The sequence below is a fragment of the Ralstonia sp. A12 genome (assembly GCF_000801955.1).
Lineage (GTDB): Bacteria > Pseudomonadota > Gammaproteobacteria > Burkholderiales > Burkholderiaceae > Ralstonia.
The window spans coordinates 14,796-37,919 of sequence record NZ_JSZO01000028.1 but is presented as its reverse complement, the minus strand read 5'-3'; the positions used below and the strand labels follow the sequence as shown (position 1 = coordinate 37,919).

At 64.0% G+C, this 23,124-nt stretch carries 20 protein-coding genes; 6 read left to right on the top strand and 14 right to left on the bottom strand.

The annotated features are described in order from the left end of the window. Nucleotides 1–12: 12 nt before the first annotated feature. The 13 genes from PI87_RS22185 to coq7 all read right to left on the bottom strand — a co-directional run bounded on the left by PI87_RS22185 (nt 13) and on the right by coq7 (nt 15,145). Complete coding sequence (locus PI87_RS22185) at nt 13–1,008, bottom strand: D-alanine--D-alanine ligase (RefSeq protein WP_039599891.1); 996 nt, start codon at nt 1,006–1,008, stop codon at nt 13–15. After that, nucleotides 1,005–2,456 (bottom strand): UDP-N-acetylmuramate--L-alanine ligase, encoded by a 1,452-nt coding sequence (gene murC / locus PI87_RS22180; protein WP_039599890.1) that lies wholly within the window; start codon nt 2,454–2,456, stop codon nt 1,005–1,007. Before murC ends, PI87_RS22185 begins: the two co-directional genes overlap by 4 nt. A gap of 12 nt (nt 2,457–2,468) precedes the next feature. Continuing rightward, entirely contained in the window at nt 2,469–3,554 is a 1,086-nt protein-coding gene (murG, locus tag PI87_RS22175) for an undecaprenyldiphospho-muramoylpentapeptide beta-N-acetylglucosaminyltransferase (protein ID WP_039599889.1), read from the bottom strand. Next, nucleotides 3,551–4,792: a putative lipid II flippase FtsW gene (gene ftsW, locus PI87_RS22170; protein ID WP_039599888.1), complete on the bottom strand. Its 1,242-nt coding sequence runs from the start codon at nt 4,790–4,792 to the stop codon at nt 3,551–3,553. Before ftsW ends, murG begins: the two co-directional genes overlap by 4 nt. Then, nucleotides 4,789–6,288, bottom strand: a complete 1,500-nt coding sequence (murD, locus tag PI87_RS22165; protein WP_198139612.1) for a UDP-N-acetylmuramoyl-L-alanine--D-glutamate ligase — start codon at nt 6,286–6,288, stop codon at nt 4,789–4,791. The genes ftsW and murD overlap by 4 nt, the downstream gene beginning before the upstream one ends. A gap of 134 nt (nt 6,289–6,422) precedes the next feature. Beyond that, nucleotides 6,423–7,592 carry a phospho-N-acetylmuramoyl-pentapeptide-transferase gene (gene mraY / locus PI87_RS22160; protein WP_039599886.1) on the bottom strand — a complete coding sequence of 390 codons (1,170 nt, stop codon included), beginning with the start codon at nt 7,590–7,592 and terminating at the stop codon, nt 6,423–6,425. A gap of 15 nt (nt 7,593–7,607) precedes the next feature. Then, complete coding sequence (locus PI87_RS22155; protein ID WP_039599885.1) at nt 7,608–9,047, bottom strand: UDP-N-acetylmuramoyl-tripeptide--D-alanyl-D-alanine ligase; 1,440 nt, start codon at nt 9,045–9,047, stop codon at nt 7,608–7,610. Beyond that, entirely contained in the window at nt 9,044–10,597 is a 1,554-nt protein-coding gene (locus tag PI87_RS22150; RefSeq protein WP_039599884.1) for a UDP-N-acetylmuramoyl-L-alanyl-D-glutamate--2,6-diaminopimelate ligase, read from the bottom strand. The genes PI87_RS22155 and PI87_RS22150 overlap by 4 nt, the downstream gene beginning before the upstream one ends. Further along, nucleotides 10,594–12,381, bottom strand: a complete 1,788-nt coding sequence (locus tag PI87_RS22145; RefSeq protein WP_039599883.1) for a peptidoglycan D,D-transpeptidase FtsI family protein — start codon at nt 12,379–12,381, stop codon at nt 10,594–10,596. Before PI87_RS22145 ends, PI87_RS22150 begins: the two co-directional genes overlap by 4 nt. Further along, nucleotides 12,378–12,713: a cell division protein FtsL gene (gene ftsL, locus PI87_RS22140; RefSeq protein WP_039599882.1), complete on the bottom strand. Its 336-nt coding sequence runs from the start codon at nt 12,711–12,713 to the stop codon at nt 12,378–12,380. Before ftsL ends, PI87_RS22145 begins: the two co-directional genes overlap by 4 nt. Before the next feature lie 19 nt (nt 12,714–12,732). Further along, nucleotides 12,733–13,692 (bottom strand): 16S rRNA (cytosine(1402)-N(4))-methyltransferase RsmH, encoded by a 960-nt coding sequence (rsmH, locus tag PI87_RS22135; RefSeq protein WP_039599881.1) that lies wholly within the window; start codon nt 13,690–13,692, stop codon nt 12,733–12,735. 9 nt (nt 13,693–13,701) lie between these two features. Next, nucleotides 13,702–14,130, bottom strand: coding sequence for a division/cell wall cluster transcriptional repressor MraZ (gene mraZ / locus PI87_RS22130; protein ID WP_039599880.1), 429 nt, complete (start codon nt 14,128–14,130; stop codon nt 13,702–13,704). 361 nt (nt 14,131–14,491) lie between these two features. Beyond that, entirely contained in the window at nt 14,492–15,145 is a 654-nt protein-coding gene (gene coq7, locus PI87_RS22125) for a 2-polyprenyl-3-methyl-6-methoxy-1,4-benzoquinone monooxygenase (RefSeq protein ID WP_039599879.1), read from the bottom strand. 393 nt (nt 15,146–15,538) lie between these two features. Here coq7 and PI87_RS22120 point away from each other — a divergent pair, with 393 nt between their 5' ends. Continuing rightward, nucleotides 15,539–16,699 (top strand): porin, encoded by a 1,161-nt coding sequence (locus PI87_RS22120; RefSeq protein ID WP_039599878.1) that lies wholly within the window; start codon nt 15,539–15,541, stop codon nt 16,697–16,699. A 161-nt stretch (nt 16,700–16,860) separates the two neighbouring features. Further along, nucleotides 16,861–18,177 carry an MFS transporter gene (locus PI87_RS22115; protein ID WP_039599877.1) on the top strand — a complete coding sequence of 439 codons (1,317 nt, stop codon included), beginning with the start codon at nt 16,861–16,863 and terminating at the stop codon, nt 18,175–18,177. Nucleotides 18,178–18,270: 93 nt separating this feature from the next. On the opposite strand, the gene arfB is transcribed toward PI87_RS22115, so the two are convergent. Then, nucleotides 18,271–18,705 carry an alternative ribosome rescue aminoacyl-tRNA hydrolase ArfB gene (gene arfB / locus PI87_RS22110; RefSeq protein WP_039600138.1) on the bottom strand — a complete coding sequence of 145 codons (435 nt, stop codon included), beginning with the start codon at nt 18,703–18,705 and terminating at the stop codon, nt 18,271–18,273. Nucleotides 18,706–18,851: 146 nt separating this feature from the next. On the opposite strand from arfB, the gene trhA reads away from it, so the two are divergent. The 4 genes from trhA (at nt 18,852) to PI87_RS22090 (ending at nt 22,996) form a co-directional block, all read left to right on the top strand. Further along, nucleotides 18,852–19,469, top strand: coding sequence for a PAQR family membrane homeostasis protein TrhA (gene trhA / locus PI87_RS22105; protein ID WP_039599876.1), 618 nt, complete (start codon nt 18,852–18,854; stop codon nt 19,467–19,469). A 303-nt stretch (nt 19,470–19,772) separates the two neighbouring features. Beyond that, nucleotides 19,773–20,072, top strand: coding sequence for a hypothetical protein (locus tag PI87_RS22100; protein ID WP_052321693.1), 300 nt, complete (start codon nt 19,773–19,775; stop codon nt 20,070–20,072). A gap of 142 nt (nt 20,073–20,214) precedes the next feature. Beyond that, the gene (locus PI87_RS22095; RefSeq protein WP_052321692.1) at nt 20,215–22,566 is read left to right on the top strand and encodes an SH3 domain-containing protein; all 2,352 of its coding nucleotides are present in this window, start codon (nt 20,215–20,217) and stop codon (nt 22,564–22,566) included. After that, nucleotides 22,538–22,996, top strand: coding sequence for a lysozyme inhibitor LprI family protein (locus tag PI87_RS22090; RefSeq protein WP_157003206.1), 459 nt, complete (start codon nt 22,538–22,540; stop codon nt 22,994–22,996). Before PI87_RS22095 ends, PI87_RS22090 begins: the two co-directional genes overlap by 29 nt. The last annotated feature ends 128 nt before the right edge of the window (nt 22,997–23,124 follow it).

The following is a 23,124-nucleotide window of genomic DNA, read 5'->3' as shown; positions in this document are numbered from 1 at the left end:
TCCGTGTTTCGCTTACTCAGGTTTCCAATCGGTGCTCGCGTGCAGCTCCAGCGACGCGCTCGCCGCCAGTTGCAACACGAAATCTTCATAGCTGATGCCCGCAGCGCGCGCGCCCATCGGCACCAGCGAATGGCCGGTCATGCCCGGCGACGTGTTCATCTCCAGCAGGAACGGTGCGTTGTCGGACTGGCGCAGCATGATGTCGGCACGGCCCCAGCCGCGGCAGCCCAGCCCGCGATAGGCCTGCACCACCAGCGCCTGCACACGCGCAGCGACATCGGCGGGAATCGGTGCCGGGCACTCGTAACGTGTGTCGTCGGTGAAGTACTTGTTCTGGTAGTCGTAGTTGGCCTGCGGCGCGACGATGCGGATCAGCGGCAGCGCGGTTGCGCTCCCACCTTCACCGATCACGGGGCAGGTCAACTCGTCGCCGTCGATGAACTGCTCGGCCATCACGTCGCGGTCCAGGCGCGCGGCCTTCTCATAGGCAGCGGGCAACTCGGCGGCGCTCGTCACCTTGGTCAGACCGATCGACGAGCCTTCACGCGCCGGCTTGACGATCAGCGGCAGGCCCAGGCGGTCGGCTACGGCCTGCCAGTCGGTGTCGGCCTTGAGCATGACGAAATCGGGCGTCGGCAGACCGTGGGTCTGCCATTGGCGCTTAGTGGCTTCCTTGTCCATCGCCAGCGCAGACGCGAGTACGCCGCTGCCGGTGTACGGAATGCCGAACTGCTCGAGCAAACCCTGGATCGTGCCGTCTTCACCAAAGCGGCCGTGCAGCGAGATCACCACGCGGTCAAAGCCCTGCGTGGCAAGCTCTGCCACCGGCTGCAGGCCCGGGTCGAACGGATGCGCATCGACGCCGCGCGAACGCAGCGCGGCCAGCACGCCATTACCCGACAGCAGCGAGATTTCGCGCTCGGCCGAGCGGCCGCCCAGCAGCACGCCAACTTTGCCGAGGGACTTCGGATCAATCGTCGGATGCGGAACAAACGGACCGGTCGTCATGCTGCGGCGCCCCCGTTGAGATCCACAACATTTGCCGGGTGCACTTCAGCCTGCTGCGCAACCACCTGACCGGGCACGTGCCCAATCGACCCTGCACCCATGGTGATGACCACGTCGTTGTCCTGCGCCGCATCCAGGATGGCTTGCGGCATGTCTTCAATCTGTTCCACGAACACCGGCTCGATCTTGTTGGCGACGCGCAGCGCGCGGGTGAGCGCACGTCCGTCCGCCGCCACGATGGGCGGCTCGCCGGCGGAATACACCTCGGCCAGCAGCAGTGCGTCGACCGTGCCGAGCACCTTCACGAAATCTTCGAAACAGTCACGCGTGCGCGTGAAGCGGTGCGGCTGGAAGGCCAACACGAGGCGGCGATCCGGGAATGCTCCGCGCGCAGCCGCCAGCGTGGCAGCCATCTCGACCGGGTGGTGGCCGTAGTCATCGATGAGCGTGAAGCGGCCCTTGCCATCGGCGGTCGGCACTTCGCCGTAGCGCTGGAAGCGTCGGCCGACACCGTTGAACTCGGCCAGCGCCTTGACGATGGCTTCGTCCGGCACTTCCAGTTCGGTGGCGATGGCAATGGCGGCCAGCGCGTTCTGCACGTTGTGCAGGCCCGGCAGGTTGAGCGTGATCGACAGCGGCGGCTCGGCGTGGCCGTTGAGCTGGCGGATCACCGTGAACTCCATGCGGCCATCCACGGCGCGCGCGTTGACGGCACGGATCTGCGCATCCTCGGCAAAGCCGTAGCGCACCACTGGCTTGGAAATGAACGGCAGGATCTCGCGCACGTTCGGATCATCCACGCACAGCACGGCGATGCCGTAGAACGGCAAGCGCTGCGTGAACTCAATGAACGCCTGCTTCAGGCGCGCGAAGTCGTGCCCGTAGGTCTCCATGTGATCGGCATCGATATTGGTGATGACCTCGATCACGGGGAACAGGTTGAGGAACGATGCGTCGGATTCGTCCGCCTCGGCGACGATGAAATCGCCCGTGCCCAGCCGCGCGTTGGCGCCAGCAGAGTTCAGGCGACCGCCGATCACGAAGGTCGGGTCCAGGCCGCCCTCGGCCAGCACGGAGGCGACCAGGCTGGTGGTCGTCGTCTTGCCGTGCGTGCCGGCAATCGCAATGCCCTGCTTCAGGCGCATCAACTCAGCCAGCATGACCGCACGCGGCACGATGGGGATGCGCTTGGCGCGCGCGGCCAGCACTTCCGGGTTGTCACCGCGCACGGCGGTGGACACCACCACGGCGTTCGCGCCGATCACATGCTCCGGCGCATGGCCCTGCATGACCGTGGCGCCCAGCGAAGCCAAGCGCTGCGTTGCCGCGCTTTGGCCCAAGTCCGAGCCCGTCACGCGGTAGCCCAGGTTCAGCAGCACCTCGGCGATGCCGCTCATGCCGGCGCCACCGATGCCTACGAAATGGATGTTCTTGACAATGTGCTTCATCAGTCGATTCCTCTATGCCCGTGCCACCGCTACACACACGTCGGCGACACGCTCGGCCGCTTCCGGCCTTGCCTGCTCGCGTGCTTTAGCCGCCATATCGGCCAATTGCGCACGCGTCAGGGACGCGAGTGTATCTGCCAGCGAGGCCGGACCCAGCTCCGGCTGAGGCACCAACAGCGCCGCGCCGCGTTCGGACAGGAAGCGCGCGTTGGTGGTCTGGTGGTCGTCCACCGCATGCGGGAACGGCACGAACAGCGCTGCGACACCTGCCGCAGCCACTTCAGAAACAGTCATAGCGCCAGCACGGCAGATCACGAGATCGGCATGCGCGTACGCAGCGGCCATGTCATCGATGAAGGGCACGGCCTGTGCGTGCGTGTCATCGAGTCCGGCGGCGGCATAGTTGGCGCGCAGCGTGTCGATCTGCTTGGCGCCGGCCTGGTGGACGACGATCGGGCGCGTGTCGGCGGGCAACAGCGCCAGCGCCTTGGGCACCACGTCATTGAGTGCTGCTGCGCCCAGGCTGCCGCCCACCACCAGCACGCGCAGCGGGCCAGTGCGCTCGGCGTAGCGCACTGGCGGCGACGCCAGCGTTGCCAGGTCCGCGCGGATCGGGTTGCCGACCCATTCGGCGCCGGCCAGCGCATTCGGGAAGGCGCACAGCACGCGATCGGCCACGCGCGCGAGCACGCGGTTGGCGAGACCGGCGATCGAATTCTGTTCGTGCAGCACCAGCGGGCGCCCCAGCAGCACGCTCATCATGCCGCCCGGGAAAGTGATATAGCCGCCCATGCCCAGCACCACATTCGGACGCACGCGGCGCACGACACCCAGGCTTTGCCAGAACGCGCGCAGCAGATTGAGCGGCAGCAGAAACTTGGTGAGCAGACCCTTGCCACGCACGCCACCAAACTGCACGGACTCGATCGGGAAGCCGTGCTTGGGCACGAGCTGGCCTTCCATGCCGCTCGCGTTGCCGAGCCACACCACCTTCCAGCCGCGCGCAGCCAGCAGCTTGGCCACCGACAGCGCAGGGAAGATGTGGCCGCCCGTACCGCCAGCCATGACGAGAAGGGTGCGCGGCGCACTTGCCGTCATACCTTCCCTCCACGCATGAGCACGCGGTTCTCATAGTCGATACGCAGCAGCAGCGCGATCGCCACGCAGTTCATCAAAATGCCCGAGCCGCCGTAGCTGACCATCGGCAGCGTCAGGCCCTTGGTGGGCAGCAGCCCCAGGTTCACACCCATGTTGATGAAGGCCTGCCAGCCGATCCAGATCCCCAAGCCCTTGGCGACCAGGCCTGCGAACGTGCGGTCGAGCTGCAGCGCAGTACGGCCGATCTCGAACGCGCGACGCACCATCCAGTAGAACAGCAGGATCACGATCAGCACGCCGATAAAACCAAGCTCCTCACCGATGACGGCGAGGATGAAGTCGGTGTGCGCTTCGGGCAGGTAGTGCAGCTTTTCGATGCTGCCGCCCAGGCCGACGCCGGTCCATTCACCACGGCCGAAGGCGATGAGCGAGTGTGTGAGCTGGTACGCCTTGCCCTGCGCGTATTCCTCTTGCCACGGGTTCAGGTACGCGAAGATCCGCTCACGCCGCCACGGCGACGCCACGATCAGCAGCGAGAACGTCGACACTGCCGTCAGCACCAGCCCGCCGAACAGCTTGCCGTTCACGCCACCCAGGAACAGGATGCCCATGGCCACGGCCGCGATCACCAAGAACGCGCCCATGTCCGGCTCCAACAGCAGCAGCGAACCGACGAATGCGACGGCCACGCCCATCGGCAGGAAGCCCTTGCGCACGCTCTGCATCCAGTCCTGCTTGCGCACGGTGTAGTTGGCGGCATACAGCACCACCGCCAGCTTCATCAGCTCCGACGGCTGGAAGTTCATGACGCCCAACGGCAGCCAACGGCGCGCGCCGTTCACGCCCTTGCCCACGTGCGGGATCAGCACGACGATCAGCATCACCAGTGCGATGATGAACAGCTTGGGTGCGTACTTGTCCCAGAACTTGACCGGGATCTGGAACGCCACGACAGCGCCCACCACGCCGATCACCAGCGAGAAGATGTGGCGAATCAGGAAGTGCCCGTTGCTGTAGTTGGCGTACTTGGGCGAATCCGGCAGCGCGATCGATGCCGAGTACACCATCACCAGGCCGAGGCCGAGCAGCACGATTGCCACCCACATCAGCGGCTGGTCGTACTCCATCATCTTGGAGCGCGTGGGCTTGACGCCCGAGACGGCGTCACGCAAGCCATCCCACGCGTTGCCGATGGTCGCGCCGATGAAGCCGCTGCGCTTGATCTGGGTGTCGCTCATAGGAGGACTCCTCGGTCGGCGGCCAACGCGGCCACGGCCTCGTGGAACACCTGCGCGCGGTGTTCGTAATTGCGGAACATGTCGAAGCTCGCGCATGCCGGCGACAGCAACACGGCATCGCCCGCCTGGGCACGCGCGGCGGCTTCCTGCACGGCAGCTTCCAGCGTCGGCGCATCGACCAGCGTCACACCGGTACCCGCCAGCGCCTCACGAATCAGCGGCGCATCACGCCCGATCAGCACCACGGCACGCGCGTATTGCGCCACCGGGGCAGCCAGCGGCGAGAAGTCTTGGCCCTTACCGTCTCCGCCCGCGATCAACACCACGTGCTTGGACAGACCCGACAGCGCGGCCACCGTCGCACCAACATTGGTGCCCTTGCTGTCGTCAAAGAATTCGAGATCGTCAAATGCCGCGATCAGCTCGACGCGGTGCGGCTCGCCGGCGTAGTCGCGCAGACCGTGCAGCAAAGCGCTCACCGGCAGGCCAATCGCGCGACACAGCGCCAGCGCGGCCATCGCGTTGGTGGCGTTGTGCAGGCCGCGGATGCGCAGCGCATCGGCGGGCATCAGGCGCTTGAGGCGCACGGGCACCGGTGCGGCGGGCGTGGTGTCGCCCTTCTTGCGACGCGCGGGCTTGGGCAGATCATCTTCATCGGCTTCGGCCAGCACGATCCACGGCATGCCGCCTTCACGGAGCAGGCCGAGTGCATCAGGCGTGCCCGGCTCGTCGATGCCGAAGGTGATATCGCCACCCTTCTTGCTGGCGAATGCCATCACGCCGGCGTCCTGGCGGTTCAGCACGCGTACGGTGTTGGCGCCGAAGATGCGGCCCTTGGCGGCGGCATAGGCTTGCATCGTGCCATGCCAGTCGAGGTGATCCTGCGTGATGTTCAGGATGGTGGCGGCGTCGGCGTCCAGCGTGTGCGTGGTTTCGAGCTGGAAGCTGGAGAGTTCCAGCACCCACACGTCCGGCAGCGTGCCGGCGTCGACACACTCGGTGAGCTTATCCAGCGCCGACGGGCTGATGTTGCCCGCCACGCCGACGGTCTTGCCGGCGCGCTCAACCAGTGCACCCGTGAGTGCCGTGGTGGTCGTCTTGCCGTTGGTGCCGGTGATGGCCAGCACGCGCGGCGTGTAACCCTGCGCGGCCTTGAGACCGGCCAGTGCACGCGCAAACAGTTCGATTTCGCCCCACACCGGCACGGCGCGCTCGTTGGCGGCGGCCAGCAGCGCGGCGATGTTGGCATCCAGCGGCGACAGGCCGGGGCTGATCGCCACCAGCGTTGCGCCGTCGAGCAATGACACGGCAAACGGACCGCTCACAAATTCAGCGTCCGGCACGTGCGCACGCAGCGTCGGCAGGTTAGCCGGCGCCTCGCGCGTATCGGCCACGCGCACGCGTGCGCCATGACGGGCACACCAGCGCGCCATCGCCAGGCCGGACTCGCCCAGGCCGAGCACCAGCACGAACGGCGCATCGAACTCACCGAACATGCGTGGCTCCTGCGCGGTCTCGACGGCAGGCATCGGCTCAGTCGAGTCGAGCGTGGCGACGACGGCATCCACTGCCGCTTCCGGCTGCGTCGGCATCATGTCGTCGGGTGCGATGGGCTCGGTCATGTCCGTTCTCACCGCAGCTTCAGGGTCGACAGGCCGATCAGCACCAGCATCATGGTGATGACCCAGAAGCGCACGACCACCTGCGTCTCTTTCCAGCCGCTCAGCTCGAAATGGTGATGCAGCGGCGCCATGCGGAACAGCCTCCGGCCCTCGCCATAACGCTTCTTGGTGAACTTGAACCACGTCACCTGCAGCATCACCGAGAGAGTCTCGACCACGAAGATGCCGCCCATGATGAACAGCACGATCTCCTGGCGCACGATCACAGCGATGGTGCCGAGCGCGCCGCCCAGCGCCAGCGCGCCGACGTCACCCATGAACACCTGCGCCGGATGCGCGTTGAACCACAGGAAAGCGAGCCCCGCCCCGGCCATCGCCGAGCAGAAGATCAACAGCTCGCCCGCGCCCGGAATGTGCGGGAACAGCAGGTACTTGCTGTAGACGGCACTGCCCATCACGTAGGCGAAAATGCCCAGCGCGCTGCCCACCAGCACCACCGGCATGATGACGAGGCCATCGAGACCGTCGGTCAAGTTCACCGCATTGCTGGAGCCGACGATCACAAGGTACGTCAGGATGATGAAGCCGAACACGCCCAGCGGATAGCTGACTTCCTTGAAGAACGGCACGATCAGGTGCGACTTGGCCGGCAGGTTCAGCGACAGGCCGCTGCGCACCCAGTCCAGGAAGAGCTCAAGCACGCGCATGTTGCTGGTCTCGGAGACCGAGAACGCCAGATACGCTGCGGCAAACAGGCCGATCACGGTCTGCCAGAAGAACTTCTCGCGCGAGGACATGCCCTTCGGGTCGCGATGCACGACCTTGCGGTAGTCATCCACCCAGCCGATGGCGCCATAGCCGAGCGTGACCAGCAGCACGATCCAGATGAAGCGGTTGCCCCAGTCGGCCCACAGCAGCGTGGACACGGCAATGCCGATCAGCACCAGCACACCGCCCATGGTGGGCGTGCCGGCCTTGACCAGATGTGTCTGCGGGCCATAGCTGCGCACCGCCTGACCGACCTTCATCTCCGTCAGACGACGAATCACGAACGGCCCGAACCCGAGGCCGATCACCAGCGCCGTGAGGGATGCCATCACGGCCCGGAACGTCAGATAGTTGAAGACGCGCAGGAAGCCGTAGTCGTTCTGCAGCCATTGCGCCAATGCCAATAACATGGGTTCTTGCTTCCCTTAATGCTTCTGTTGCGTGGAAGAGCCGGCCTGCGATGCTGCAGCCGGGTCTTTCAAGACCAGCGCTTCGACAATGCGTTCCATCCGCATGAAGCGCGAGCCCTTCACCAATACCGTCGCGCCCGGCGCAATGCCCGGCACGCCTTGCTCAATCAGTTCTTCGGCGGTTGCGAAATGCCGCGCACCCGTACCGAAGGCATCCACCGTGTGACGCGCGAGTTCGCCGGTTGCCAGCACCGCGTCGATGCCATGCTCACGTGCATACGCGCCGATCTCTTCGTGGAATGCCGGGCCTTGCGAGCCAACCTCACCCATGTCGCCCAGCACCAGCCAGCGCGGCGCGGGCAGCGTGACGAGCGCATCGATGGCGGCGCGCATCGAATCCGGATTCGCGTTGTAGGTGTCGTCGATGACGACGCCACCATGTGCGCCCGGCTTGCGCTGCAACCGGCCCTTGACCGGCGCGAAATTGCCCAGCGCCTGTGCGATCACGTCCGGTGCCACGCCCGCAGCCAGTGCACATGCCGTAGCGGCCAGCGCATTACGCGCGTTGTGCACGCCAAGCAGCGGCAGCGTGAAGGCAAAGTGTTGGCCCGGCGCTTGCACGTCGATGTGCTGACCATCAGCGGCATCCGTCACCACACCGGTCACCGTGCCCGCCTCGATACCGAAATCGAGCACGCGGCGCGATCCCGCTGCGGCTTGCCACACGGGTGCGTACTCGCCACCGTTGGCCGCGTCGCGTGGGAACACCGCCACGCCATCAGCCGGCAACGCGGCCAACACGGCGGCATGCTCTTCCGCCACCGCTTCCACGCTGACCATGAATTCCTGGTGCTCACGCTGCGCGTTGTTGATCATCGCCACGGTCGGCTGGGCGATGGCGGCAAGCACCGCCGTCTCACCCGGATGGTTCATGCCGAGCTCGAGCACCGCCAGCTTGTGCTGCTTATTCAGGCGGAACAGCGTGAGCGGCAGGCCGATGTCGTTATTGAAGTTGCCGGCGGTCGCCAGGCGGGCGTCCTCGCCCACGGCTTGCGCGAAGATCGCGGAGATCATCTCCTTGACCGTCGTCTTGCCATTGCTGCCCGTGACGGCCACCACCGGAATCGGGAACTGGCGGCGCCAGCCGGCGGCCAGTTGCCCCAGCGCGATGCGCGTGTCGGCCACCGCCAGCACGGCGACGTTGCTCACGTCGAGCGTGCCCGGCAGCGCACGCGACACCAGCACAGCAGCGGCACCACGAGCGATCACATCCGCCAGGAAATCGTGTGCGTCGAAACGCTCGCCGATCAGCGCGACGAACAAGTCGCCGGGCTCGACCGCGCGGCTGTCGGTCGTCACGCGGCAGATGGCGGCGTCCGGGCCAACGAGGTGCGCACCGGCCATCCAGGCGGCAGCATCAGTGGCTTGCATCATCACGGTGTGGGCGGCGCTCATGCGTTCACCCCACGGGCTGCGAGCGCCAGGCGCACGTGTTCCTGATCGGAGAACGGGCGCTTGCGGCCCGCAATCTCCTGCGTCGATTCATGTCCCTTGCCAGCCACGACGATCACGTCATGCGCGTCGGCGTGGCGCACCGCGTGCAGGATGGCGGCAGCGCGGTCTTCGATCTGCGCGGCAGCATGCGGATCATCCATACCGTCGGCAATCTCGTCGAGGATGTGTTGCGGATCTTCGCTGCGCGGGTTGTCGGAGGTCAGCACCACGTGCTGCGCCAGCCGCTCGGCGATGCCACCCATCTGCGGGCGCTTGCCGGGGTCGCGATCGCCGCCGCAGCCGAATACGGCCCACAGCTTGCCGCCGCGCGCCTCAGTAATCGGCGCGAGCGCGCGCAGTGTCTGCTCCAGTGCGTCGGGCGTATGGGCGTAGTCGATCACTACCAGCGGGCCATCTTCGCCGCCGAAGCGCTCCATGCGGCCGCTCACCGGCTGCAGTTTTTCCAGGCGGCCAATGGCGTCCTGCCACGGCACACCTGCCGCCAGCAGCGCGCCCAGCACGCCCAGCAGATTGGATACGTTGAACAGGCCGACAGTCGGCGCATGCACCGTCGCGCGGCCGAACGAGCCATCGACGTCAAAGGTGGTACCGGTGCGATGCGCGCGCACGTTGGTGGCGCGCAGCCATTGCTTGGCGCCGTGCTGTGCGGCAGCGTCGCCGTCGATACCGTATTCGAGAGTCTCAATGCCAGCGCGTGCGCTCTGCAGCAAGCGCATGCCGGCCGCGTCGTCTCGATTGATGACGGCGGCGCGCAGGCCCGGCCAATTGAACAGGCGTGCCTTGGCAAGTTCGTACTCGGCCATGGTGCCGTGGTAGTCGAGGTGATCCTGCGTGAGGTTGGTGAACACTGCGACGTCGAAGCGTGTGCCGTCCACGCGGCCCTGCTCCAGGCCGTGCGACGAGACCTCCATGGCAATGGCACGGGCGCCTGCGCGGTGCAAATCGGCCAGGCTGTGTTGTAGCTGGATGGCGTCCGGCGTGGTGAAGCCGGTGGCCACCAGCGCATCGACAAACCCGGTGCCAAGCGTACCCACCACTGCGCAGCGCTCGCCCTGTTTGGTGAGCGCCTGCGCAATCCACTGCGAGCAGGATGTCTTGCCGTTGGTGCCCGTCACGCCGATCACGCGCAGCGCATCCGGCCCCGGCACGCTGTACCACTGCGCGGCCAGCGGCCCGGCCAGTTCGGCCAAACCGTCCACCGCCAGAACACCCACCGGCGCATCGGCTGGCACCACGTAACCATGCGCTTCGGCCAGCACCGCAGAGACGCCGGCCTCAATCGCCTGTGGAATATGCGGACGCCCATCGCCGCGCTGGCGCACGTTGCCCAGCACATAGGCAACGAACACATCGCCCGTCTTGAGCTTGCGCGTGTCGCTGGTGATGTCGGCACCAGCCGGCACCTGCGCGCGCAGCCAGTCCAGCACCGGCGCCAGACGCACGGCGACGGACGGGCGATCGGAATTCATGGTGGTGGATCGGGCCGTCATTGCAGGCCTCCCACGGGTTCTTCCGGCACGTCCGCGGTCATCACGAGCTGGCGCACGGGCGAATCCGGCGGCACGTTCAAGGCTCGCAGGGTGCCGCCCACAATCTGCGAGAACACCGGGCCGGCCGCCCCACCGCCGTAGCGGTTGCCCACTGTGGGCTCGTCCACGCTCACCGCCACGATGATGCGCGGGTTCGACATCGGTGCCAGGCCAATAAACGAGGCGCGATACTTGGAGCGGTCGTAGCCGCGCCCGGTATGCTTCCACGCCGTACCGGTCTTGCCGCCCACGCGGTAGCCCATCACCTGGGCCTGGGGTGCGGTGCCGCCGGGCGCTGTCACCGTCTCCAGCATCTGACGAATCTGTCGTGCCACCTCCGGCGAGATCACGCGCTCGCCCTGCGGCGGCTGGCCATTGGTGCGGTACATCGTGACCGGGATCAGCTCGCCATCGTGCGCGAAGATCGTGTAGGCATGCGCAATTTGGAACAACGACACCGACAGGCCGTAACCGTACGACATGGTCGCCTGCTCGATGCGGCGCCATTTGTTGGCCGGCCGCAGCCGCCCAGCCACCGCCCCCGGGAAGCCAATCTTCGGCGCCTGACCCAGGCCGACGCTGGTGAACATGTCCCACATTTCCTGCGGCTTGAGCGTCATCGCGATCTTGGTCGTGCCGATGTTGCTCGAGTGCTGGATGACCTGCGCGACCGTCAGCGTGCCGTAGTTGCTGGTATCGGAAATGGTGGCGCCTTCGAAGCTGAACTTGCCGTTGGTCTGCACCAGCGTGGTGGGCGTCACACGCTTGAGCTGCAGCGCCAGGCTGATGGTGATCGGCTTCATCATCGAGCCGGGCTCGAAGGTGTCGGTCAACACGCGGTTGCGCAACTGTTCGCCCGACAGGCGGCTGCGATCGTTCGGGTTGTAGGTCGGATAATTCGCCAGCGCCAGCACCTCACCGGTCTGGGCATCCAGCACGATGGCACTGGCGGCCTTGGCGTGGGTGCGCTCAATGGCGGCCTTCAATTCGTTGAAGGTCAGGTACTGGATCTTGGCGTCGATCGACAGCGTCTGGTCATGACCATCACGCGGCGCCTTGAGCACGCCCACGTCTTCCACCACGCGGCCCAGCCGATCCTTAATCACCTGACGTTGGCCGGCGGCGCCTGCGAGGTCGGACTCGTGGGCCAACTCCATGCCCTCCTGGCCCTTGTCCTCGACGTTGGTAAAACCGACGATGTGCGCCATCGCCTCCCCTTCCGGGTAGAAGCGCTTGTACTCGCGCGTCTGATAGACACCGTCGATCTTCAGCGCGGCAATCTGGTCGGCAACCTCGGGCAACACCTGGCGCTTCAGATAGACGAAGCCTTTGTCTTCGCCCAGCTTGGTGGCCAACTCCTTGTTGTTCATGCCGAGCAGCTTGGCGAGCTTCTGCATGTCGGCGCCAGGCACGTCGTTGGGCACGTCTTCCGGCACGGCCCAGATGGCCTTCACCGGCAGGCTGGTGGCCAGCACCAGACCGTTACGATCGAGAATCTTGCCGCGCGTGGCCGGCAGCTCCAGCGTGCGTTGGAAGCGCTTCTTGCCTTCGGCCTCATAGAAGCGATTGCCCGGGCCCTGAATCCATAGCGCGCGGCCGATCAGCGCCAGAAACGCCGCGAACATCAGGAACACGACCAGCTTCGAGCGCCACATCGGCAGGCGCAGACCCAGCACCGGGCTGGCGGAGAACTGGCCCAGGCGCGCGCGCGCCGTGGTGCCGTTGGTCTTACGTGCGCCGCTCATGGCTGTACTCCTGAAGCCGTGGGCGCGCTGGCCGTGGCGGAGGCATTGGCCCCGGCCGCCGGCACATCGGCAAACCCCTGCAGATACTGCGTACGACCCGCCTGCGCGGGCGACATCTTCAATTTCGTCTGCGCGATATCGGCAATGCGCGCGCTCTTGCCCAGCGCGCTCTGCTCATATTGCAGACGCGACCAGTCGGTGTTGAATTGCTTTTCTTCCGCCTGCGCGCGATCGAGCGCAACAAACAGTTGCCGCGCCTGATGCTGTGCGTTGACCAGCGACAGTGCACACAGCACCAGCGCAGTCAGCAGGAACATGTTCAGGCGGTTCATGGCAGGCGTCTCCGTGGGCTCAGCAGCGCTCGGCCACGCGCATGATGGCCGAGCGAGCGCGCGGATTGGCCGACACCTCGGCTTCCGACGGCTTCACACGGCCCAGCAGGCGCAATTGCGGCGCCGGCAGCTCATGCGCACGCAGCGGCATCCGACGCATTTCCGGCGCGGCGGATTGCTCCGGGCGCGCCAGGGCCTGCATGAAGCGCTTGACGATGCGGTCTTCCAGCGAATGGAAGCTGATCACGACGAGACGTCCCCCCTGTTCCAGGCGATCAAAGGCGGCCTTCAGACCGGTTTCGAGGTCCGCAAGCTCTTGATTGACGTGAATCCGTAAAGCTTGAAAGGTGCGGGTCGCAGGGTCTTGACCCTTCTCGCGTGTTTTGACGGCTTGCGCCACGAGCGCGGCAAGCTCGGATGTGCGATCGAGAGGACCTCGATCCCCGGATTGGCCCCGGCGAGCAACAATCGCCTTTGCAATCTGTACAGCAAACCGTTCTTCCCCATAGTCCCGTATCACCCTCGCAATGTCGCGCTCATCAGCCTCGGCCAGCCATTGGGCTGCGGTGATGCCGCGCGTGGTGTCCATCCGCATGTCGAGCGGGCCATCCATCCGGAACGAGAAACCGCGTGCGCCTTCGTCGATCTGCGGCGAGCTGATGCCCAGATCGAGCAGCACGCCGGCCACCCGTTCAACGCCGCGCGCATCCAGGCACGGAGCCATCTGCGCGAAGCTGTCATGCTCAATAGCGAAGCGGGCATCCTCTACGGTGCCCGCTTCGGTGATTGCTGCCGGGTCCTTGTCGAAGGCGACGAGTCTGCCGCCGGGCCCCAGCCGTTCCAGGATGAGCCGGCTGTGCCCACCTCTCCCGAAGGTTCCATCGATATAGATGCCGTCGTCGCGCCAGATGAGCGCGTCGACCGCTTCGTCTAAGAGCACCGTTTGATGGCGCAGTCCCGTACTGGCTTGGGTTGTCATCGTGCGTCATCAAAAGGAGAAATTCTTGAGGGCGTCGGGCATGCCTTGCGCCATGGCGGCTTGCTCCTTCGCGGTGTACGTGGCGGCGTCCCAGACTTCGAAGTGGCTGCCCATGCCAAGCAGCATCACGTCGCGTTCCAGGCCTGCAGCCATGCGCAGTTCAGGGGTGATGAGGACGCGGCCGGCGGTATCGAGTTCCACGTCGGCGGCACTGCCCAGGAATATCCGCTTCCACCAGTGGGCTTCCATCGGCAACGCGGCAATGCGCTCGCGAAAGCGTTCCCACTCGGGGCGCGGAAACAGCATGAGGCAACCGTCCGGGTGCTTGGTTACAGTCACCCGGCCCTCGGCCTGCAGCTGAAGCGCTTCGCGGTGCCGCGACGGAATGGACATCCGCCCTTTGGCATCCAGCGTCAGCGCCGACGCACCCTGGAACACGTTGGATTCTCTCTCCGTACGGCGGTGGTACCGCCGTCAACTGGCCCGCAAAACGGCCTCTTCAAACCACAAAACTACACTTTCTGACACTGTTTCCCACTTTAGAGGAACCACTTTAGGCGGTCAAGGCTTGTCAGGGGCTGCGAGAGGGAAAATTTGCAATCAGAACAATGACTTAGCGAGCCCCGCTGGAGCACCCATGTCACTTTTCCCAATCAAATGAAGGAGATAGCGTGATTTATGTAGAAACCACGTGAGAGAACAGCGCGCGACAAAGCCCGCAGCGGCAGGCAAAAGGCCGCGGCAGCACAAGTCGGGCGAACGGTGGAGAGTGGGTTGCCGCCCGGTGGCGGTATGCGGCTCAGATCCGGTACGCGGCGGTGGTCATGACGCGCGAAGCGGCACGCATGAACTGGCGGATGGGTTCGGGCAGGTCGATGCCGCCGGCTTGGCGGGCATTGTCGCCGTGGCGGATTTCGTCGTCACGCATCTGGGCGACGATGGCGCGCGAGCGGGTGTCCTGTTCGGGCAGCTTGTCGAGGTGGCCGTCGAGGTGGTGCTCGACCTGGCGCTCGGTTTCGGCGACGAAGCCGAGGCTGATCTTGTCGCCCAGACGGCCGGCCAGGGCACCGATGGCGAAGGCGCCCGCATACCACAGCGGGTTGAGCAGACTCGGGCGGTCATTCAGCTCCTGCAGGCGCTGCGCACACCAGGCGAGGTGGTCTTCCTCTTCGCGCGCGGCCTCATCGAGCTGGGCCCGGATGGCCGGGTCACGCGCAAACAGCGCCTGCCCCTGGTACAGCGCCTGGGCGCACACCTCGCCCACGTGGTTGACGCGCATCAGGCCTGCGGCGTGACGACGCTCGGCCTCGGAAAGCTTGGCCGCGTCATCGGCGCCAGCGGCGGACGCATCGGATGCGATGACGGCATCGGCAGGGTTCGGTCGGCTGGCACGGGTGATGCCGGCCACGGCGCGCAGGGCGCGGTCGAATTCGGGAAGGAAATTGTCGAGCATGCAGGTCGATCCTGAGATCAGGCGCCGCCGCCAATCGCGTGCGGCGCATGCGCCATTGTACGACCCCGGCCCGGCGCCACCTTGCGTCGGATCAGACTCGGGATCACCAAACACAACTGTACGGGATAACCCTGTTGGCACCGGGATCGCATCTAAAACTGTGATGAATCGCAACTGCACATCGCATTTCTATTTCCGAATTCGAAACAGCTTGTTGCCCAGATCAGACAGCAAACGCGCGTTTGCGAACATTCGTTCGCAAATTTCGACCGAGCGTTGAAACGCATTGCTACATTAATCAGCGACTTCACTTGAAAGTCGTGGGGCGGGAAGACGGGAACGGAGGGTCTGCCTGCCACCAAGTTCAATAAATAAAGATCTGGAGACCGACCGATGAAGAAATCGCTGCTGGCATTGGCAGTGCTGGGCACGTTTGCGGGTGTTGCGCAGGCTCAGTCGAGTGTGACGCTGTACGGCGTGGTCGACGCGAACGTCGAATACGTCAACCACGAGCAGAACGTAACGGCGGCAGGCGTCGCCATTCCGGGTAGCAGCGGTTCGCGCCTTGCGATGCAGGCAGGCGGCCTGTCTTCCAACCGTTGGGGCTTGCGCGGTATCGAAGACATCGGTGGCGGGCTCAAGAGCCTGTTCGTGCTGGAGTCGGGCTTCGGCATGGATACCGGCACGCTGCAGCAAGGCGGTCGCCTGTTCGGCCGGCAAGCGTTCGTCGGTCTGCAAGGCAATTGGGGCAAGGTCACGCTGGGTCGCCAGTACACGACGATCTTCGACATGATGGCCAACTTCTCGCCGAGCGGTTACGCCACGCAGTGGGAGCCGGTGGTCGGCCTGCTGGGCGCGAACTTCCGCGAAGACAACGTGATCAAGTACACCGGCGCGTTCGGTCCGCTGACGGTCGAGGGCCACTGGTCCTTCGGCGAGCGCGCGGGCAGCAACACGGCCAACTCGGCCTACGGCGTGGGCGCGAACTACTTTGCCGGCCCGTTCGGCGTGGGCGTGGCGTATGACGAAGTGAAGGTGCCGTCGGTGCAGGAACTCGCCGGTGGCCCGGGCAACGACTACGGCCGCGACAAGCGCGCTGCCGTGGCCGCCAGCTACACGACCGGTCCGATCAAGGTGATGGGCGGTTACCGCTACGGCAACACGCAGGCGCCGAGCACCGGCACGCCGGCTCTGATTCCGCACCGCGACGATCTCTACTGGCTGGGCGTGAACTACCAAGCCACCCCGGCGCTGGGCCTGACGCTGTCGTACTACTACGACAAGATCAAGGAAGCGACCATCGGCGGTGTCACGATCAACCCGCGCAACCCGCAGCAGTGGAACTTCATCGCCGATTACAACTTCTCGAAGCGCACCGACGTGTACCTGACCGCAGCGTATTCGCGCAACGGCTCGCTGAACTGGGATTCGATCGGCTATACGTCGACGGGGATGTCCGTCGGTTACCTGCCGGCCGCATCGCAGACGTACTTCATCACGCCGGACGCCAACAGCCAGCTGGGCGTGGCGATCGGTATGCGCCACAAGTTCTGACGCGCACCGCTGTTGTTGCCCGCCGCCCCTCTCCTTGGCGGGCGCAGGAAGGCACCTTCGGGTGCCTTTTTGCTTGGCCGCGCGCTATGCTCTTGCGATCGCCCGGCGCATAACCGGCGACCCATATAACGACAACAACGCGATTTCCACGGGAGACCTGCATGTCCTCTTCGACGCCCTCCACCTTGGCGGCACCCGCCGCCGACGCGGCCACGGAAACGAGTCGCTCACGCATCGTCTTTGCGAGCTTCATCGGCACGGCCATCGAGTTCTACGATTTCTACGTCTACGCCACCGCCGCGGCACTGGTGATCGGGCCGGTGTTCTTCCCGCACGGCTCGGCCACGGCACAGGCGCTGTCGGCCTTCGTCACGTTCGGCATCGCCTTCATTGCGCGGCCGATCGGCTCGTTCCTGTTCGGCCACTTTGGCGATCGGATCGGTCGTAAATCCACGCTGGTCGCCTCGCTGCTGGTGATGGGCATCTCAACCACGCTGATCGGGCTGGTGCCGGGGTACGACAGCATCGGCACCCTCGCGCCGATCCTGCTGTGCGTGCTGCGCTTTGGCCAGGGTATCGGCCTGGGCGGTGAATGGGGCGGCGCGGCGCTGTTGGCCACCGAGAACGCACCCGCAGGCAAGCGTGCATGGTTCGGCATGTTCCCGCAGCTTGGGCCGTCGGTGGGCTTCCTGGCCTCGAACGGGTTGTTCTTCGGATTGGCGATCGCGCTGTCGGACGAGCAGTTCCGCAGTTGGGGCTGGCGCGTGCCGTTCCTGGTGAGCGCAGTGCTGGTGGCGCTGGGCTTGTACGTGCGCCTGAAGATTGCCGAGACGCCCGCATTCCAGGCCGCTATCGACCGACAAGAGCGCGTGAAGGTGCCGGTCGCCGAACTGCTGGCGCACCACTGGTGGCCGACGCTGCTGGGCGCGCTGGCCATGGTGGTCTGCTACACGTTGTTTTACATCTCGACGGTGTTTTCGCTGTCGTATGGCGTGAGCACGCTGCACTTCTCGCGCCCCGAGTTTCTGGGGCTGCTGTGCCTGGCGGTGGTGTTCATGGGGCTGGCGACGCCGCTGTCGGCCCTGGCGTCGGACCGCTTCGGGCGCAAGCCGGTGCTGATCGTCGGCATCATCGCGGCCATCCTGTCGGGCTTCACGATGGCGCCGCTGCTGGGGAGCGGATCGACCCCGCTGGTGGCGCTATTCCTCATCATCGAGCTGTTCCTGATGGGCGTGACCTTCGCGCCGATGGGAGCGCTGCTGCCGGAGCTGTTCCCGACCCACGTGCGCTACACGGGTGCAGGCGTGTCGTACAACCTGGGCGGCATTCTCGGTGCGTCGATTGCGCCGTACATTGCGCAGGTGCTGGCTAGCCAAGGCGGTCTGAGCTGGGTGGGCATGTACGTATCCGTGGCCGCAGCCGTCAGCCTGATTGGCGTGCTGTGCATGCGCGAGACGCGTGATGCGACGTTGATGTAGGACCACGCACACTGGAACGCATCAACCGGGTCCGCGCACCACTCCAAAGCGGATGGGAACGCGTCGCACACGAGTATTCGTCTTGTGGCGCGCTTAATCCCAGGAGTTGGGGCCGGAGCGCCCACGCTTGACGTCGCTACGGGCTCGCTTGCCATCCAGACGGCGGATCTTGGAAGCGCGGGTGGGCTTGGTGGCAATGCGCGACTTGGGCACGGACAACCCGGCCGCGATGAACGCGGCCAAACGTTCGCGGGCATCCTGGCGGTTGCGGTCTTGGGTACGAAATCGCTGCGCATCAATCACGAACACACCCTCGTCGGTCAAACGGCGGTCGCGCTTTGCCAACAGGCGGGCCCGCAAAGCATCAGGCAACGAGGGCGATCGGGCGATGTCAAAACGCAGCTCCACCGCCGTAGATACCTTGTTAATGTTCTGCCCACCTGCTCCACTCGCGCGCACAAAGCGCTCGACCAACTCCGTATCCGGGATGGACAGATGGGGCGTGATCTTGAGGTCTGTGCTGGGCATTGAGAAATTGTAGGTGAGCGCGTCGTTGTGGGCTGGGTTGGCCGTGACATCAAGGGGCGCGAATCGGAACAAGCTAGCGCGTGCAAGAATATGGCCTTTGCATTCGCCCGAATGCGCGCCAACCGAGCTTTCCCGGAGATCCACGCATGTATCACGGAGAACGTTTCAATGGCTTCAGCCACCTGGCCGGGGCCATCCTTGCCGCTGCCGGCATGGCGGTGCTGGTGACATCGTCAGCGCTGCACCACGATGCCTGGAAGGTGGTCAGCTCCGTGGTCTATGGCACCACGCTGGTCCTGCTCTACACGATCTCGACGCTGTATCACAGCCTGCGTGGTCCGGCCAAGGGCATTTTCCAGCGGCTGGACTATTGCGCCATCTACCTGCTGATCGCCGGCAGCTATACGCCGTTTGCGCTGGTGACGCTGCGCGGCCCCTGGGGCTGGACGCTGTTCGGGATCAACTGGGCGCTGGCGGCCATCGGCATCGCCCAGGAACTCTGGATCGGCCGCCGCACGCGCCTGTTCTCGCTGCTGATCTACGTGGTGATGGGGTGGCTGGTGCTGATTGCCATGGGACCGCTGGCAGCTGCATTGCCCGCGCCCGGCCTGTGGTGGCTGGTGGCAGGCGGTGCGCTCTATACCGTGGGCGTCGGCTTCTTTCTCTTTGATGAGCGCGTACGGCACTTCCACGGCATCTGGCACCTCTTCGTGCTGGCAGGCAGTGTGTGCCAGTTCATCAGCATCCTGCTGTACGTCGGTTGATCGTTGCCATGCTACGGTGATGTGAGCGGCGGGAAAATCAGAATGCGAGTGTCGACTCCGCTCGTATAATTTGCGTGCTGCCGCCTTTGCGGCAGTCGGGTTTAGCAGCCCATTCACTACGGCCAGACACCGCCATCGCGCGGTATTTTCATGTCTGGTGCTCGCGCACGCCTGTACCTTGGCGGGCCGGGCAGGGAGGCCGCAAGGCCTGCCGGTTCCGTAGTACCGGTCTGCTAACCCTGCCGTCAGGCCCGCCACCCTCGTTTAGCAGCGAATGGCGGGCTTCCACACTACGGAGGCTTCATGTCGACTGCATTGAGCGGGCACCGCCCCGCGTCTTACCCTTCCCCACCCAAACTGTACGAGGCCGGTGCCCTGGCCTTGCGACGATTTCTTCAGCAAACGCAGCAATCGGTCTATCGGAACCGCGAGTTCCATCCGGCCCTGCTTCGCGAGCATGTCGACCACAACGTCGGCTTGCTACCGCTGGACTATCGCGCGGGGTTCATGGACGCGCTCGGCGCATATGTGCTGCTGACCTTGGAGGGATGCCAGCTTGATCCGAAGGATTGGGATGTGCTGGCGATGGTGAAGCGGCGATAACGATAAGAACATCCTGACACTTTCCCCGACGGCGGGCGGGGAAGGTCAGCTGACGCACGCCACAACATTCAGAATCGCCCGATATCAATTGGGCGTGTTCTCTCGCAGGCTGTTTGGCTCATTGCGTCTGCGAGACGAACAAATGCCACCGCCGCCCAGCCCTCCAGTCAGTCCCGCCCCCAAGCCCACCAACTTCGCCTTTCCCTTTCGCAGCGCCGACAAGAAGCTCATCGTCGATGAGCACGTCTTGCATGGCTGGCTTGCGGATGAGACTACCGGCAACTTCGCGTTCACGCAGTCCGGCATGTGGCACGGCGGCATTCATGTGAGTGCGGATGGCGCGGGCAAGCATCTAGACTTGGCGCATGGCGTGCGCTGCATTGCGGATGGGCACGTCATCGCTTACTGGATCCACCGCGACTACCTGACCAGCGAGATCGCTGCTGCGGAGGGCGAGACCGCCCAGACGGTGCACTACAGCGCTGCCTTCACGCTGGTGCGACACACACTCGAATATCCCGCTGATAACCGGTTGACGTTCTTCAGCCTGTACATGCACTTGCGAAGCCTGGAGGACTATCGAAAGCAAGGTGTGTCCGTTCCGGCTTATTGGCCCAAGGCGCATGAGGTGAGCCAGTACGCCAACAATCGACCCCTGCCAGACCCACATCAAGGTGCGGCTCCGCCTGAGCAGGTCGGGCAAAACATCCGTTCTCAGCCCAACCTTGCCGGCACGGTGCTCGGCATCCTGCAGCGCGGGGCACGTGTGCGGATCGGCGCGCGCAGCCCAAATGGCAAGTGGGGCCGGATCGAGACGATCGAATCCGGTACGGTCTTGCCACCCAAGGTGGCCACCTTGCCCGGACCCGGTGCGGAAACGGGTTGGGTGTATCTAGCCAAGGAGCAAGGTCATTGGCCGTTGACTGAAGTGATTTCGGAAGACCTGTGCGATCAGATCGTCACGCCAGCACCGATCCCCATCAAGGCGGGGGACCTGGTCGGGCATTTAGGCGAATACTGGCAACCGGAGAATCCGACCCAGCCTCATCAGCAGGTGCACATTGAGGTCTTCTGCGATGGCACTTTGCCTGCGTTCCTGGCGAGGAGTCGTGAGGCGGCTTTGAACATCACAGACTTCGGCAAGCTGCCGCTGCTGCGCATCGACCGGGGCGTCAAGCTGTATGGCGATCCGTCCATTCATGGGGAAGGAAAAGACGCGCCCCAGACGGCGGTGGTGCAGATCTATAGCCAAGCTGCGCTGGATGCGTTTCCGGAAGATCACAAGCGCCCAGCCGACAATCTCAACTGGGGTGGCCAGGGCGAGCCTTGGTGGAAGATCACCAGCGCCAATAGCCGGTACGACGACATCACGGGCTGGGTACGCAACCGCCAGACGCCTGCTGGCCGGGTCACCCGGGAGTCGCAGCATGCGTGGCCGGACTTTGATGTGTTCGAGACTGATTCCGGTGACGGTCTTCCCACCCTCTTCGACAGCACCGAAGCTTGGCTCGATCATGCGCTACGCGCGGATAAGCCGGACATCCATCACGCGTGCAAGCTCAACCCGCTCACGTGCGAGCTGTATCGCGGGCTCTCGCCCGTGCGCAATGAGTCCAATGCGGCCAACGATCTGCGCGCCCATGGCGAGAATCGGTGGACACGCTTTCGTGCTTCACGCCTGATCCCGAAGCACCGCAGCGAGTGGGCCAACCAGGCGCAGTACGAGGACTTCTTTGAGACGGTGCTCAAACGCATCGATCGGGAGCCGTACCACGATGCCGAACTCGCACGGATCAAGCGGATGACGTGGTGGGATGCGGTTGCCAACAACGTGAGTCAGCCGTTTCCGGCCAGCCCTGACGTGTTTCATATTCATCCGCTGGCGCTGGTGGGGAGTTTCTTGCTCCCTCGTAGACCTATATCGGATCTGATTCAGAAAATTGGAGACATCATCTCCAGCGGCGAGGGAAATTACGAGTCATATAACAGCGGCACAAAAAACGTTCCCAACGGTGCAGTCGGCCACTCTTTCATGAGCCCGCCGCCGGGCACTGTAACCAATAAGACCATCAATCAGATTATCGCAACCGATTCCTTGTCGGGCACGAACCCTAACAGATTCTTTGCAACAGGAAAGTATCAAACCATTATCAACACGTTGAGATCAGCAAAAGAATCGATGGGATTAACAGGAGACGAAAAATATGATGCCGCCATGCAAGAAAGAGTTTTTCGAGACTATCTGCTAGACAAAGCAGGAGGTGGCATTTTATCCAAGTTCGTAAAGAAGGGAGAGGGAACGATCAACGATGCCCAGTATGCCGCCTCCAAGGAGTGGGCATCGATCGCCGTCCCCGCTGGAATGCCCATCAAGAACGGGCAGGTATCGAACGGAACCTTGTCATACTACAGCTCATCTGCAAATAGCGCATTCATGGGCCCGACAAATAAATTAAGAGAAATTCTTGAACTTATATCATCTGGAAGTATTTAGCCCCAGACTCCAACCTCACCAAGCTAATCACATGAGAAAAAGATATCTTGGCGCAATTCTTACTGCACTTGTCACCAACACATACGCTGATAACCGCACCTTCTCAAAGAATTTTCAGGACTGCACGAAACTAGCCATCACTATCGATTCGCAATCACGCTGCGTGACAGATGAGGTTGGCAAACAAAAGCAGCGCTTGAACAGCGCCTACAATCAACTAACGGGAAAATTATCAAAAGAACAGCTAGACCATCTGGAAAAGGTTCAGCGCAGTTGGCTAATATGGAGAGATAACAACTACAACTTCCTTTCGGAGAAAGTTCCAGGAGAGTTTTCCACAACCAGGGTTACCAGCCTGAACTTCTTGCTGAATGCAATTTATGACCGAGCCGAGGAGTTGGAGATGATTTCCGATGAAATCGGGAAGTGAGTTAACAAGGAAGCTTCCAATGGCCGCGCCGGTCAGTAATTTCGCGTTCAAGGCATAGCGTGTCTCAGCCTCTAGTCTCCGGCACAACACCATCAAAAAAGCCGCGATTCCTCGCGGCTTTTTCTTTG

What these genes read in the sequence shown, in the direction of transcription:
- PI87_RS22185 (WP_039599891.1), bottom strand. Translation starts at nt 1,008, where the DNA reads ATGACGACCGGTCCGTTTGTTCCGCATCCGACGATTGATCCGAAGTCC.
- murC (WP_039599890.1), bottom strand. Translation starts at nt 2,456, where the DNA reads ATGAAGCACATTGTCAAGAACATCCATTTCGTAGGCATCGGTGGCGCC.
- murG (WP_039599889.1), bottom strand. Translation starts at nt 3,554, where the DNA reads ATGACGGCAAGTGCGCCGCGCACCCTTCTCGTCATGGCTGGCGGTACG.
- ftsW (WP_039599888.1), bottom strand. Translation starts at nt 4,792, where the DNA reads ATGAGCGACACCCAGATCAAGCGCAGCGGCTTCATCGGCGCGACCATC.
- murD (WP_198139612.1), bottom strand. Translation starts at nt 6,288, where the DNA reads ATGTTCGGTGAGTTCGATGCGCCGTTCGTGCTGGTGCTCGGCCTGGGC.
- mraY (WP_039599886.1), bottom strand. Translation starts at nt 7,592, where the DNA reads ATGTTATTGGCATTGGCGCAATGGCTGCAGAACGACTACGGCTTCCTG.
- PI87_RS22155 (WP_039599885.1), bottom strand. Translation starts at nt 9,047, where the DNA reads ATGAGCGCCGCCCACACCGTGATGATGCAAGCCACTGATGCTGCCGCC.
- PI87_RS22150 (WP_039599884.1), bottom strand. Translation starts at nt 10,597, where the DNA reads ATGACGGCCCGATCCACCACCATGAATTCCGATCGCCCGTCCGTCGCC.
- PI87_RS22145 (WP_039599883.1), bottom strand. Translation starts at nt 12,381, where the DNA reads ATGAGCGGCGCACGTAAGACCAACGGCACCACGGCGCGCGCGCGCCTG.
- ftsL (WP_039599882.1), bottom strand. Translation starts at nt 12,713, where the DNA reads ATGAACCGCCTGAACATGTTCCTGCTGACTGCGCTGGTGCTGTGTGCA.
- rsmH (WP_039599881.1), bottom strand. Translation starts at nt 13,692, where the DNA reads ATGACAACCCAAGCCAGTACGGGACTGCGCCATCAAACGGTGCTCTTA.
- coq7 (WP_039599879.1), bottom strand. Translation starts at nt 15,145, where the DNA reads ATGCTCGACAATTTCCTTCCCGAATTCGACCGCGCCCTGCGCGCCGTG.
- PI87_RS22120 (WP_039599878.1), top strand. Translation starts at nt 15,539, where the DNA reads ATGAAGAAATCGCTGCTGGCATTGGCAGTGCTGGGCACGTTTGCGGGT.
- PI87_RS22115 (WP_039599877.1), top strand. Translation starts at nt 16,861, where the DNA reads ATGTCCTCTTCGACGCCCTCCACCTTGGCGGCACCCGCCGCCGACGCG.
- arfB (WP_039600138.1), bottom strand. Translation starts at nt 18,705, where the DNA reads ATGCCCAGCACAGACCTCAAGATCACGCCCCATCTGTCCATCCCGGAT.
- trhA (WP_039599876.1), top strand. Translation starts at nt 18,852, where the DNA reads ATGTATCACGGAGAACGTTTCAATGGCTTCAGCCACCTGGCCGGGGCC.
- PI87_RS22100 (WP_052321693.1), top strand. Translation starts at nt 19,773, where the DNA reads ATGTCGACTGCATTGAGCGGGCACCGCCCCGCGTCTTACCCTTCCCCA.
- PI87_RS22095 (WP_052321692.1), top strand. Translation starts at nt 20,215, where the DNA reads ATGCCACCGCCGCCCAGCCCTCCAGTCAGTCCCGCCCCCAAGCCCACC.